General features: G+C 68.8%; 17 protein-coding genes. 14 read left to right on the forward strand and 3 right to left on the reverse strand.

Annotated features, from left to right (window positions below; all coding sequences use genetic code 11):
- The first annotated feature begins 83 nt into the window (after nucleotides 1-83).
- From CRP51_RS26605 to CRP51_RS26650, 11 genes are all read left to right on the forward strand, one after another.
- Nucleotides 84-629, forward strand: a complete 546-nt coding sequence (locus CRP51_RS26605) for a DUF6197 family protein (RefSeq protein WP_097233901.1) — start codon at nucleotides 84-86, stop codon at nucleotides 627-629.
- 26 nt (nucleotides 630-655) lie between these two features.
- Entirely contained in the window at nucleotides 656-1,132 is a 477-nt protein-coding gene (locus CRP51_RS26610; protein WP_097233902.1) for a Pycsar system effector family protein, read from the forward strand.
- Between the two features lie 13 nt (nucleotides 1,133-1,145).
- Complete coding sequence (locus tag CRP51_RS26615) at nucleotides 1,146-1,787, forward strand: 2'-5' RNA ligase family protein (protein ID WP_097233903.1); 642 nt, start codon at nucleotides 1,146-1,148, stop codon at nucleotides 1,785-1,787.
- 101 nt (nucleotides 1,788-1,888) lie between these two features.
- Entirely contained in the window at nucleotides 1,889-2,398 is a 510-nt protein-coding gene (locus CRP51_RS26620; RefSeq protein ID WP_097233904.1) for an ATP-binding protein, read from the forward strand.
- Nucleotides 2,388-2,804, forward strand: a complete 417-nt coding sequence (locus CRP51_RS26625; RefSeq protein WP_439333216.1) for an RRQRL motif-containing zinc-binding protein — start codon at nucleotides 2,388-2,390, stop codon at nucleotides 2,802-2,804. Before CRP51_RS26620 ends, CRP51_RS26625 begins: the two co-directional genes overlap by 11 nt.
- Before the next feature lie 25 nt (nucleotides 2,805-2,829).
- Nucleotides 2,830-3,285 carry an ASCH domain-containing protein gene (locus tag CRP51_RS26630; RefSeq protein WP_097233905.1) on the forward strand — a complete coding sequence of 152 codons (456 nt, stop codon included), beginning with the start codon at nucleotides 2,830-2,832 and terminating at the stop codon, nucleotides 3,283-3,285.
- 105 nt (nucleotides 3,286-3,390) lie between these two features.
- Complete coding sequence (locus CRP51_RS29045) at nucleotides 3,391-3,561, forward strand: hypothetical protein (protein WP_170970690.1); 171 nt, start codon at nucleotides 3,391-3,393, stop codon at nucleotides 3,559-3,561.
- Complete coding sequence (locus CRP51_RS26635) at nucleotides 3,558-3,773, forward strand: hypothetical protein (protein WP_097233906.1); 216 nt, start codon at nucleotides 3,558-3,560, stop codon at nucleotides 3,771-3,773. The genes CRP51_RS29045 and CRP51_RS26635 overlap by 4 nt, the downstream gene beginning before the upstream one ends.
- 29 nt (nucleotides 3,774-3,802) lie before the next feature.
- On the forward strand, nucleotides 3,803-4,195 hold the full coding sequence (locus CRP51_RS26640) for an HIT family protein (protein WP_097233907.1): 393 nt from the start codon (nucleotides 3,803-3,805) through the stop codon (nucleotides 4,193-4,195).
- Entirely contained in the window at nucleotides 4,192-4,692 is a 501-nt protein-coding gene (locus CRP51_RS26645) for a nucleoside 2-deoxyribosyltransferase domain-containing protein (protein WP_097233908.1), read from the forward strand. Before CRP51_RS26640 ends, CRP51_RS26645 begins: the two co-directional genes overlap by 4 nt.
- 167 nt (nucleotides 4,693-4,859) lie before the next feature.
- The gene (locus CRP51_RS26650; protein ID WP_245880824.1) at nucleotides 4,860-5,102 is read left to right on the forward strand and encodes a hypothetical protein; all 243 of its coding nucleotides are present in this window, start codon (nucleotides 4,860-4,862) and stop codon (nucleotides 5,100-5,102) included.
- A 120-nt stretch (nucleotides 5,103-5,222) separates the two neighbouring features.
- On the opposite strand, the gene CRP51_RS26655 is transcribed toward CRP51_RS26650, so the two are convergent.
- Both CRP51_RS26655 and CRP51_RS26660 read right to left on the reverse strand, forming a co-directional pair.
- Nucleotides 5,223-6,302, reverse strand: coding sequence for a ParB/RepB/Spo0J family partition protein (locus tag CRP51_RS26655; RefSeq protein WP_097233910.1), 1,080 nt, complete (start codon nucleotides 6,300-6,302; stop codon nucleotides 5,223-5,225).
- The gene (locus CRP51_RS26660; RefSeq protein WP_097233911.1) at nucleotides 6,299-7,450 is read right to left on the reverse strand and encodes a ParA family protein; all 1,152 of its coding nucleotides are present in this window, start codon (nucleotides 7,448-7,450) and stop codon (nucleotides 6,299-6,301) included. Before CRP51_RS26660 ends, CRP51_RS26655 begins: the two co-directional genes overlap by 4 nt.
- A gap of 169 nt (nucleotides 7,451-7,619) precedes the next feature.
- Here CRP51_RS26660 and CRP51_RS26665 point away from each other — a divergent pair, with 169 nt between their 5' ends.
- A complete protein-coding gene (locus CRP51_RS26665; protein WP_097233912.1) occupies nucleotides 7,620-8,195 on the forward strand; it encodes a restriction endonuclease in 576 nt (191 codons plus the stop codon).
- A 12-nt stretch (nucleotides 8,196-8,207) separates the two neighbouring features.
- On the opposite strand, the gene CRP51_RS26670 is transcribed toward CRP51_RS26665, so the two are convergent.
- Nucleotides 8,208-8,555 (reverse strand): hypothetical protein, encoded by a 348-nt coding sequence (locus tag CRP51_RS26670; RefSeq protein WP_097233913.1) that lies wholly within the window; start codon nucleotides 8,553-8,555, stop codon nucleotides 8,208-8,210.
- 350 nt (nucleotides 8,556-8,905) lie between these two features.
- On the opposite strand from CRP51_RS26670, the gene CRP51_RS26675 reads away from it, so the two are divergent.
- On the forward strand, nucleotides 8,906-9,592 hold the full coding sequence (locus tag CRP51_RS26675; RefSeq protein ID WP_097233914.1) for a hypothetical protein: 687 nt from the start codon (nucleotides 8,906-8,908) through the stop codon (nucleotides 9,590-9,592).
- Between the two features lie 28 nt (nucleotides 9,593-9,620).
- On the forward strand, nucleotides 9,621-10,715 hold the full coding sequence (locus CRP51_RS26680; RefSeq protein WP_439333217.1) for a helix-turn-helix domain-containing protein: 1,095 nt from the start codon (nucleotides 9,621-9,623) through the stop codon (nucleotides 10,713-10,715).
- Nucleotides 10,716-11,508 lie beyond the last annotated feature (793 nt).

Consider the following 11,508-nt stretch of genomic DNA (forward strand, 5'->3'; position numbering starts at 1 on the left):
CGGGCCCAACCCGCGCCACCGAAGGGCGCTGCCAACTCCCGGCAGCGCCCTTCGGCGTTCCCGGACCCGAAAGGAAACCCGCCGTGGCCACCACGCACCCGCAGGCCGCCGCCACGGCGGCCGCAACCACCCTCACCTCGGTCACCGAGGTGGACCTGGAGACCCGCCTCGCCGCCGTCGACGCCAGCATGACCGTTCGTCTGGAAGCAGCACTGCTGCGCCTGGACATCGACGCCGCCGCCCCGGAAACAACCATTCCGTTCGAGGACGCCGACACCGAGGCTCTGAGCGCCTACGTCGCCCGTACCCAGCCCCCGCCGACCCCGACCTACCGCACGCCCGTGGCCGCGCTCCTCGAGCGCGCCGCCCACCGGATCGATCGCGACGGCTGGTGCCGCGACGCCACCCGAGACGCGGCCGGCGCCCGCTGCCTCTACGGCGGCATCGCGATCGAAGCCGCCACGGCCAGCGAAGAAGACGCCGCGCTCAAGCTGCTCCTAGAGACCATCCAACGCCATGACCCCAGCACCCGCACCATCCCCTCCCACAACGCCAGCCTGCGCAGCGGCGCCAACGCCGTGCAACTCCTCACCAAGGCCGCGCAGCTCGCGCACGCCCGCAGCCAGTGAATCCCGACCGAGAGGAACGAGATCCGATGACGGCCACCATCCGCTCGATCGCCCAGCCGACCGACGACCAATGGGCCGCCGCGCACGACGCCGTCTCCCACGACCTCGCCCGCGTCGAGGCCAAGGGCGGTGCGATCCTCAGCGCCGTCAGCCTGCCGCTGGCCGCCGCCGCCGTAGCCGCCCCGGCACTGGACCTCACCGGCCCCGCCCTCACCCTCACCCTGGCCGGCCTCACGCTCCTGACCACCGCCCTGCTCCTGGTCCTGGTCGTCATCCGCCCCGCCGGCCTGACCGGCCAGCCGCCCGGCGGCTCCTGGCTGTACTGGGCCACCGCTTCCACCCCCGACATCGCCCGCGATGTCGCCAGCGACCACCGTGCCGATCAATTGGGGCGCCGCGCCCGCCTCCTGGCCCACAAGATGAGGAGACTCCGGCAGGCCGTCACGCTGCTGATCTCCGGCGTCGTAGCCCTTGCCGCCGCTGCTCTGCTGGCGCTGATCTGACCTCGGAGGACCCTTGAACACGAGCACCGTCGCCGACTTCTTCGGCGAGATCGAGACCCGCCACCACGCCTGGCCCGCCGGCCGGGCCGACCTCCACTGGCACCTGCTCTTCGACCCAGCCACCACCGAACAGCACCTCGTCGAGCCCTACCGGGCGATCACCCACCACCCCGGCCTCGCACCCGTCCCCGCCCGCTGGCTCCACCTCACCGTCCTGCACGCCGGCCCCGTGGCGAACTACCAGCCCGACGAACTGGCGCACGTCACCAAACTCGTTGCTGACGAGTGCGCCTCCCTCAAGCCGTTCGACCTCCTCATCGACCGCCCAAGCGTCGGCCGCGTCGCGATCGAATGCGCCGCCCGCCCCGGCGCCCCCGCCAGACGCCTGTGGGAACTGACCTCGAACGTCGACGCGGCGGTGACCGGCGGCCGGAACCCACTCATCCCGAACACCTACTACCCCCACCTCAGCCTCGCCTACGGCACCGCCGGACCCCACCGCGCCACCCGCACCACCCTCAAAGCGATCCTGTCCGACCTGCCCGGCGGACCTGTCACCCTCCGCGCCACACACCTCTCGCTCGTCGCCCAATCCCACGACCGCCACCACATCACCTGGACCCCGATCACCAACATCCCACTCGGCAACCACTGACCCAAGTCCCCTCCCTCTCAACGAGCGCCCGCCCGACACCTCGTCGGGCGGGCGCTCTTGCGTTCCGCGTCCCATCCACCCGCATCAACGGAAGGCGGCACATGCACCTCGCCCCCGCGCACTTCACCCCCGGCACACTCGTAGTCCTGGTCGGCCCGAGCGCCGCCGGCAAGTCGACGTGGTGCCAGCAGTTCCCGACCACCTGGCGCGTCAACCTGGACACGTATCGCGGCATGGTCTGCGACGACCCGAGTTTGCAAAGCGGCGAGGCCGTCATCGCGAGGATCCAGGACCTCGTCCTGGACGCCCGCCTCGCCCGCAACCTGACGACCCTCGTCGACAACACCTCGCTGTTCCCCCACGCGCGGGCCCGCCTGCTGGCCCAGGCCCGCCTCTACCGCCGCCCGCGCGTAGCGATCCTCTTCGACCACGTCGACCTCGAGGAGCGGGTGCGGCGCAACGCCGCCCGGGACCGCCAGGTGCCGCTCGACATCCTGCGCTGGCAGGAGACCCTCATCCCCCAGCCCGAGCAGTTGCTCGCCGAAGGCTTCGACCAGGTATTCCCCGCCGCCGAGACGGTGGGAGCGGCCGCCGGAGGTCGTGTTGGCTGACTTCTCCACGTTCCCGACCTACGAGTGGGGGGAGGCGCCCGAGGGCCTGGTTACCCGCCGCCAGCTGCGGGAGATGGACCTGAGCCCGGGCGGTCATGGCCCGGTTGCGCAACTCCGGTGCCGGCGCTGCCTCTACTACCCGCTCCGCGACTGCACGCGGAAGGCGCTGCTGTACCGGACCGACGTCGCCCGCCCCAAGAGAGTCCCGACCCTCGCCCAGGAGTTGGCGCTGGACCGAGCGATGGCCGCACGCCAGACCTGCCCCCTCTGCCACCGCCGGTACACCTACTGCCTACCCCTGGCCCGGCTCGGCTCCTGCGTTCCCTGCCACGACGGCACCCCCGCTGACCCCACCACCTACACCACCCCCGCCGACGGCCCGCACGACCAGGCGCTCGCCGCCTGAGACCGCAGCAGCAACGGGAGCAGCCATGAACACCACCCCACCCACCACCCACGCTGCGGCCGCCGCCGCGCTACGAGGCACCGAGCCCGTTCGCGGCCTGACCGTACGCCAGCCCTGGACCAGCGCCATCACGCACCTCGACAAACGCATCGAAAACCGCGCCCGGGTGACCACGTTCACCGGCTGGCTGATGATCCACGCCGCCCTCCAGACCGACCAGGAAGCCATGCGCGACGCCCCGGCCGATCTGCCACACATCAAGGCCCGCGGCGCCATCCTCGCGATGGCCCGCCTCACCGGCTGCCACCGCTCGATCGACTGCCAACAGACCTGCAGCACCTGGGCACAGCCCGACCGCATCCACTGGCAACTCGCCGACATCGCAGCGCTGACAGCGCCGGTACCAGCGACCGGCGCGCTCTACCTCTGGACCCCCACCCAGGAGCTGCGTCAGGCCGTCGCCGCGGAACTCACCCGCTGACCCACCACACAACAACGAGGCCCTCACCGACTGGTGAGGGCCTCGTGGGCGCCCCTCGCCTGCAAGCACGAGCGCCCACCCTCCCCAGAAGGAAGGACCGCCAGTATGCCCGACGACTTCGCCAGCATCACCGGCCTCGAACGCGAACTCATTCCCACCCGACCCCCAGCCCCCGGCCACACCCCGCCCGAACCGATCACCCCCGAACGCGCCGCCCACAACCGGGCCGTCCTCGAAGCCGCGATCCGCCGCCCGAACCCCCAGGCGGCGGCATGACCACCCTGCTGGTGTGGCGCGACGCGAGCCACTACGACCACCGCGGCCCCCGCCCCTGCACCATCTGCCACCGCCCCACCCCACTCCGCTCCCACCGCGGCGAACCCGCCCACAAAACGTGCGCCGAAACCTGGGCCGCCGCCCACCCCAACGAGATCCGCTTCATCTCCGACGCCACCACCAACCGCCGCGACGCCGACGACCACGCCTGAACCTGCCCCCGGAGAAGAGAGGCACCTCCATGGCACAACCAGAGACCAGCCCCTGCGTGTTCTGCGACATCGCGGCCGGCCTGGCCCCGGCCACCGTCGTCCGAGCCTGGCCCGACACCCTCGCGATCCTCCCCCGCGGCGGCGTGACCGACGGGCACGTCCTGGTCATCCCCCGCACCCACATCCCGGACGCCGGCACCGACCCCGCCGTCGCCGCCACCACCATGGCAGCCGCAGCCGAACTCGCCGGCGAACTCCCCGCCGCCAACATCATCACGTCGAAGGGCACCGCGGCGACGCAGACCGTTTTCCACCTCCACCTACACGTCGTCCCCCGCCAACCCGGAGACGGCCTGCCGCTCCCCTGGACACCCCAGCAGACCACCCGCACCGCCACCGCGCAGAACGGAGCCGAGGAATGAGCATCACCCTGGTCATGGCCCGCGAACCCCTCCCCACCCCCACCGCCGGCCCGTCCGTCTTCCTGGCCGGCCCTACCCCCCGCGCCGACACCCCAGTCGACTCCTGGCGGCCCGCCGCGATCGCTGAGCTGGACCGCCAATGGACCGGCTCCGGCACGCTCACCGTCCTCTCACCCGAGTCCCGAGGAGGCAAACGCGCCGCCCACTACGACGACCAGGTCGACTGGGAGACCGACGCCCGCGCCGCCGCCAACGCGATCCTCTTCTGGATCCCCCGCGACCTGAAGCTGCTCCCCGGCTTCACCACCAACGTCGAATTCGGCCTCGACATCGGCACCGGCCGCGCCGTCCTCGGCTGCCCGCCCAACTGCCCCAACCCCGAGCGCAACCGCTACCTCGCCTACGTCGCCCGACGCCACGGCGCACCGGTCTGCGAAACGCTCACCGAGACCGTCACCGCAGCCCTCGCCATCACCCGCGGCCAGCCGACCCGATAGACCAGTTAGAGACCGCCCTGAACCAACGAGCACGCGCCCTCTGCCACCACTGCCCCATGGCCCCTCCACCCGGCATTCGCCCGGTGGAGGGGCCATTCGTCGATCCGGACCCTCCCCAGCCACCACGCCGCTACCGTGGCCGCACACCAGAACCGGCGGAGGCAGACGTGAACGACACCCGAACAACCATGACCACCTACGTCGGAGGCGACCCCGTCGAAATCCCCGCCACCATCGCCGGCGTCCGCGCCGCCCTCACCGAAGACCAACGCGCCGCGTTCGACGAAGAGATCGCCCACACCCACGCCCTCGAGCTCCCCCACGTCCTGATCCGCTGGGCACTCCCCCCGGAAGCCCACGACGAAGACGAAGCAGCGTTCCGACGCCTGGAAGCCGGCGACTTCACCTGACCTGGCAGCACCGCTCAGCCCTCGGCCTAACCAGCGACGAGCCAGGCGGCTCAGGAACCCTAGGGGCGAACTGAGAGCACGGCCCCGTTCTTCCGTCCCGGGAAGACGGGGCCATGGGAACTACTCCTCGAGGAGCTTCACGAGCGACTGCACGTCCTCCGCCGTCATGTATCGACGCACGAGATCGGCAATGGCCTGCGGCGACTTCCACGGAAGGGCTCCGGCCTCCTCCGGGACGGGCGGCGAAGGTTTGTTGTCCGCGGACAACAAACCCGCGGGGGCCTGCCCCGGCGACTCTTCGTCGCCCCCAGACGCGGATGCCGCCCGGTCGGCCCTCTTCCTCAGACCCTGCCCCGGAGACCCCGGCTTGTTGTCCGCGGACAACAAACCCAGAGCATCCCCAGGCAGCCTCTTCTCATCCTGAGCCGCAGCGACGATCGCACGCTCTTGAGCCCGCTCCTCGGCCCCTGCCGTCTTCCACTGCTTGAGGCTCTCAAGCAGGTCCTCCGAGGTGAGCGCCGGCTGCTCCTTCAGCACCCGCGCCAAGGCCCGCCCGTCCCGCTCGGAAATCTTCCCGCTGCTGAGCATCACCTGCAGCTCTTCCGGGAGAGTCAGCAGAGCGAGCTGGTTCGTCACCCAAGAACGGTCGCGGCCCAGGCGTTCCGCGGCCCGGGACCTAGCGCCGCGCGCCCCGTCGGCAGAGCAGGCATCGACGAGTTCCTGAACGCCGCGAGCGCGTTCGATGACATCGAAGTCCTCGCGGTCCAGGTTCTCCGCGAGCAGCTGGTCGACGAAGTCCTCACGTGACCCGGCGAGGTCGTCGCGCACAACGAAGTCCAGCGACTCCAACTGCGCGGCCAAGCCACCCCGGTAGCGTCGTTCACCATTGAGCAGCACATGGCCAGCCGCACCGATCTGATCCTCATGATCTGGCCACAGCCGAAGGTACGTCTGCCTCGTGACGGCCACACAGGCAGCCAGCTGCGCCTGCCGCAGCTCCTCACCGAAACGCGCCAGGTCCTGCTCGCTGCCGAAGTTCCGCCGCGGGTTCAACGGCGTCGGAGCAACCTCGGACAGCCGCAACCGCACCAACTCGTACGACGGCACATCCCCCTGCGCCACGGCCTTCGCACGCCCGCGAGCACTACGCCCCGCGGCGCCGAAGGAACCGCTGCCCAGCCGATCAGCCTTGCTGCTCACGCCAACACCCTTCGCGCCACGTTCCTCATCGCCTCTGACTGCTCACACTCCGGAGAGTAGGTGAGCAGTGCCTGCTTCAACCGGACCGCCTCCCGCTGCTCCTTGAGATCCGGCACGATCCCGACCACGGGAGGGTCACCGATCTCCTTCCACGCGTTCAGCGAGGACGTGGCGATGAACCCCCTGCGGCTGTCGTACAGGTTGACGATGAAGCCGAGCTGGGCAACCTCGATCTCCATGTCGTCGCAGAGGTCCTGAATCTGGTCCGACAGCATGTCGTAGGCATCAGCCGACGAGTCTTCCGCCAGCACGGGGATCAGCATGCCCGAGGTTCCCGCGTCCTCCCCCTCGCGCGTGCGGCCGTAGTACAACGCAGTGTCCATCGTGTAGCCCAGGCTCGGGGGGCAGTCCACGATCACGAAGTCGAACCGCTCCTCGATGGACTCGAGCGCCTTCTCCAGCGCGGTCTCCTTGATACGGACGTGTCGGCTCGTCGCCAGCTTCGCGTCCAGCAGGAACGCGTCCTTGCAGGCAGGCAGGAGAAAGAGGAGGCCGCCGAAGCCGCTCTCCTCTATCGGGACCAAGAGGTCCCGCAGCTCCCCGCTGGTCTCGCCCAGCATGTGCTTGGCCAGGCTCGGAGCCTCGATGTCCAATAGCTGGTAGCCGAGCTGCTGGGTCAGGTGGCCTTGCGGGTCGAAGTCGATCAGGCAGACCCGGTTCCCGGCCTCCGCGAGGGCCTCTGCCACGCCAGCTGCCGTCGATGTCTTCCCGACCCCTCCCTTCTGGTTTCCGAAGACGAGGCGGCGCGGACCGGAGGCTCGAGGGACACGCCGCGGCGACGGATGACTGTCGAGCCACAGCCGGATCGCCTGCGCCATGCCTTGGTTGGCCGGGATGCTCCGAGCCCTGCAGTCCTTCTTGAGGTCTCCGTACAGTCCGGTGGGGAGGTAGGTGGCGAACGAAGTGCCACCCCCGGTCTCCACCTGGGACTGTGGCGGGGCCTGGCGCCAGGCGTGGACGCCTTCGGTCACCGCGTCTTGGATGTCGACGTTGAGTTCAGCCGCGCGAATCTTCAGTTCCTGGCGCAGCGCGGCAGGGAGCTTCGCGACTACCTTTTCCCTATCGTCAGGGTCGTATGGGGCGCTCATGCGGGTACCTTACTCACCTCCGGGGCCAGCAAGGAGCACATCACCCGAAAACACTCCTGAGCCCCCGTCAACCACGCCTCCGCGAGCGATCCCGCACCCGGCGTTCGCCGGATAGACACCCTCAACGATGGGGAGCAACAGGGCGACATGGTCACAGGAGGAGGGTCACATGGGAACGGCACTGTTGCTGGCGTTAGCCGCCATGGCCGTCGGAACCGTCGCCGCAGGACTGGTTCGAGCCGGACGACGCGAGGCACGGGCGGAGAAAACCCGACTCGCCGAACAAGCGCAGCGGCAGGCCCGCCAGTCACTGGAAGCGGTCTGGAAGATGAGCGACCGCGACTTCGAGGAATACATCGCCGACCTGTGCCGCAGGGACGGCTGCACCGACGTCCAACGCGTAGGCGGAACCGGCGACCTGGGCGCCGACGTGATCGGCTACCTACCCGACAGCCGGAAGATCGTCGTGCAATGCAAGAGGTACGCCAAGCACCGCTCCGTAGGCAGCCGCGACATCCAGACCTTCAACGGCACCGCCCGCGCCGAACACGGCGCCGACGTCCCCATCTTCGTCGCCTCCTGCGTGTTCACCGCCCCAGCCCGCAAGTTCGCCGCTCGCCAGCACCTGACCCTCATCGACATCAACCTGCTCGGCTTCTGGAACAGCGGCGCCGCGCTGAGTTCACTGCTGGACCTGGACATCGACCGCTCCGGAACCAACCGCAAGCTCACGCCAGACGAATGAGCAGCGGACCATCTAGAAGGGGGCGGTCTCCTGGCCGATCACGGCCAAGACGAGCGCCTCATCGAGTGTCCACTCGACAGCCTCTACCTCCGCGCGTGCTTGACGGCCGTCGGATAGTCGGAGCGTCAGCAGGCCGTCGGTAGGCAGCGGCATCGGTGGGGCGTCGGGACCGGGCGACACGGTGACGGTGCCGCCCCAGCGCGACAGCGCCGGATCGAGATCGACCACCATCTCACCATGCTCGGTCACTCCGGTCGGCGTTCCGTGCCAGACCTGGAGCTCCGCCTGGCCAGGAACCTCGGCACCGCCGGAGACGACCACCACGACAGCGCCGTTGTACTCCCTTGCCAGTTCCTCCACGGCACGAGTATCCCACCACCGCCTCGACGCCTCGGTTCCTTGCCCGGTAGTGGCCGGCGCCTCGCAACATTAGGGCGGCCCGGCAGCCTTGACCCGGTGGCCACGGCGCGAAGCACGGCCCCGAAGCCGCGCCTGCTGTTCGTCGATCCGACACTGCCCGTGTGGGGTGTTCGGTCATCCGTGATCATTCTGGGTGGCTAGGCTGAGCAGGCGTGTTCCCCTCAACTCCCTGGCTAGAGTCTGGGTTGGGGCTGGCCTGAACTGCGCGAACGTGTGTACGATGCAGCGTCAGGTTTCAAATTCTGGCCCTCGACTGAGGTACGTTCCTTGAAACCCCATCAAGGAGAGGTATGCCTCAGCTGACCCCGCGGGAACGCACCGAACGCCTCGCTGAACTCGGCGTCACCGTCGAACTCTTCGAGAACGCCTTCACGTACGCCGCAGCCGAAGCACGACGCGACAGCCTCCTGGACGCCCCGTCCATGCCCGGCACCACATTCTGGAGCCGCACCAACCGCTACCTCGCGGAACAGCTCATCGACCCCAAGATCACCACCCCGCACTGGAAGCACACCAGACGGGACAACATCCTCCGGGTCATCCACCCCGCCGGGTCACACGCCATCACCGCGATCAGCGGCGAAGGCGACGTCGGCGTGCCCGAGCCCAAGAAGCGGGTACGCACCAAGAACCCCAAGGGCCGCGTCATGGCCAAACTGGTCCAGGAGAACAAGGCCCACGCCAGTCCGAACGAGCAGCTGGCCATCGCCTCCCGCGACGAACTGCTCTTCGGCGCCGAACTCGACTCCATGCCCACCTGGATCCTCCTCTACCGGCGTACCGAGGACGGCCCCATCAAGGCCGAAGTCTCGCTACCCGTGGAGATGGAAGGCAAGTACGTCGACCGCTGGCACGAGCGCATCCCGCTCTTCCTGCCCGACATCGACCCCGGCATCAATGTCTCGCTGCTCGATAACCCCGGCAGCGACACGCCCCACGTCGACGTCCCCGTCCAACGACGGCGTGAGGAAGGGTAGGACAGCACCAAGAAGATGGGAGAGGAAAGTGTTCACCCCCGAGCGGCTCGTCCTCGCACGTAAGCGACGCCGCATGACGCTGGCAGCCCTCGAGGCCAAGGCAGGCGTCTCACAACAGAGCATCAACGCGTTCGAAAAGCACCGAAGGCCCCCCTCGGACCGGACGCTTTCCTCCCTCGCCCAGGCCCTCGGCTTCCCCACCTCGTTCTTCCACGCCGACCCGCCGCCCGAGATACTGCGCGGCGCCGTCAGCTTCCGAGCCCCCAGCAAGATGAGCGCCGCCGAACGCGACAGCGCGCTCGCCGCCGGCTCCATCGCCGCCACCCTCAACGCCTGGCTCGAGGACCGCTTCGCCCTCCCGGAGCCGAACGTCCCCGCTTACACCTACCCCCAGCCCACTCCCGAACAGGCCGCGGAAATGGTCCGCGAGCACTGGGGCCTAGGCGAAGCCCCCGCCCCCAACATGGTCCACCTCCTGGAGGCCAACGGCGTCCGCGTCTTCTCCATCCCCCCCGACTGCCTGGAGATCGACGCCTTCTCCACCACGAAGAACGGCCGCCCCTTCGTCTTCCTCAACACCCGCAAGACCGCTGAACGAGGCCGCTTCGACGCCGCCCACGAACTCGGACACCTCGTCCTGCACAACGGCCACCACGCTCCCCACGGCCCCGACCCCGAGAACGAGGCCAACCGCTTCGCTTCCGCGTTCCTCATGCCCCGATCCGGCATCCTCGCCCAGCAGCTCCACAACCCCAGCGTTGAACGCGTCCTCAGCGCCAAGCGCCGCTGGGACGTCTCCGCGATGGCCCTGACCTACCGGCTCTACCGCATGGAACTACTGAGCGAGTGGCGCTTCAACCAGGCCAACAAGCAGCTGGCCAGCCTCGGCTTCCGCCGCGGTGAACCCGGCTCCAAGGTCTCCCGGGAAACCAGCCAGCTGCTGGCGAAGGTCTTCGAGGCGCTCCGGGACGATCGGATGACGGCGGCCGACATCGCAGCCGAAATGGCCATTACCGTCGCCGACCTCAACGAGTACGTCTTCGGCCTCGTACCCACCCAAGTCACCGGAGGAGGGCGAACCACCCCCGCCGCGCGCCCCAGCCTCCAACTGATCCGATCCTGACCACGCGTGGACCCTGGACCGAACGGTGGTCTCCGGCGGGAGTCGATAGCGGTTGCGGAAGCGTGCTCTGCCCACGGAACGGGCGGAGCACGCTCTCACCGCACTATGCGCAGTCCGGTTCACCCCGGCGCCGCAGCTCCTCACGTCCAGCAGGCGTAAGCGTTACATGGACGACGGCACCAGACGCACTCAAAGAATTCACGCATACCCATCCCGAAATCTGCATTCGGTCAAGCGCAGGTCCGTTCTCCGGATTTCGTGCAACTGTCACGCGAATTCCATTGCGGCGGCTGGCATTATGCAGCAGTTCATGAATCCTTGTTTCCATCTTTCTTTCCTTCCGAAAATAAAAAGACCGGACTCGCATTTACGCGAGTCCGGCCCAAAACCAGCAAACTCGTGATCATCCTAACACGGAAAGGGGCTCACTGGTGTAGACCTGTTGGTGACGGGGTTGGGTGGTGGTGACCTGGTGTCTGACGGGGTGTAGGCTGGTTTCGAGGGCAGCACCCCCACTCCCGTAGCCAGCACACTCCGTCACCACCTACTAAGGGCTGGGAGCGCGGAGCGCGACCAGCCCGACCCGCACACCCCAAGAAATCCCAGCCTCTACACAGCAGTTGAGCTGATGCACCACCCGCACAAGGAGGCTAAGGCCGGAGGCCGTGCCTCCCAACAGGTCACCGCCCGTGACCGGAGGGAGCGGGCCCGCCCCCGGGTCGGGCCCCGGAGGGGCCGGCGTCTCTCCGCCCCGTAGGGGCGGCGCGTCGTGTCTCCGGAGGAGACCGCGCGC

This window comes from Streptomyces zhaozhouensis, from assembly GCF_900230195.1.
Lineage (GTDB): Bacteria > Actinomycetota > Actinomycetes > Streptomycetales > Streptomycetaceae > Streptomyces > Streptomyces zhaozhouensis.

Bases quoted from the DNA above. Each gene is read 5' to 3' on its own strand.
- CRP51_RS26610 (WP_097233902.1), top strand. From the start codon at position 656: ATGACGGCCACCATCCGCTCGATCGCCCAGCCGACCGACGACCAATGG.
- CRP51_RS26620 (WP_097233904.1), top strand. From the start codon at position 1,889: ATGCACCTCGCCCCCGCGCACTTCACCCCCGGCACACTCGTAGTCCTG.
- CRP51_RS26630 (WP_097233905.1), top strand. From the start codon at position 2,830: ATGAACACCACCCCACCCACCACCCACGCTGCGGCCGCCGCCGCGCTA.
- CRP51_RS29045 (WP_170970690.1), top strand. From the start codon at position 3,391: ATGCCCGACGACTTCGCCAGCATCACCGGCCTCGAACGCGAACTCATT.
- CRP51_RS26635 (WP_097233906.1), top strand. From the start codon at position 3,558: ATGACCACCCTGCTGGTGTGGCGCGACGCGAGCCACTACGACCACCGC.
- CRP51_RS26640 (WP_097233907.1), top strand. From the start codon at position 3,803: ATGGCACAACCAGAGACCAGCCCCTGCGTGTTCTGCGACATCGCGGCC.
- CRP51_RS26645 (WP_097233908.1), top strand. From the start codon at position 4,192: ATGAGCATCACCCTGGTCATGGCCCGCGAACCCCTCCCCACCCCCACC.
- CRP51_RS26660 (WP_097233911.1), bottom strand. From the start codon at position 7,450: ATGAGCGCCCCATACGACCCTGACGATAGGGAAAAGGTAGTCGCGAAG.
- CRP51_RS26665 (WP_097233912.1), top strand. From the start codon at position 7,620: ATGGGAACGGCACTGTTGCTGGCGTTAGCCGCCATGGCCGTCGGAACC.
- CRP51_RS26675 (WP_097233914.1), top strand. From the start codon at position 8,906: ATGCCTCAGCTGACCCCGCGGGAACGCACCGAACGCCTCGCTGAACTC.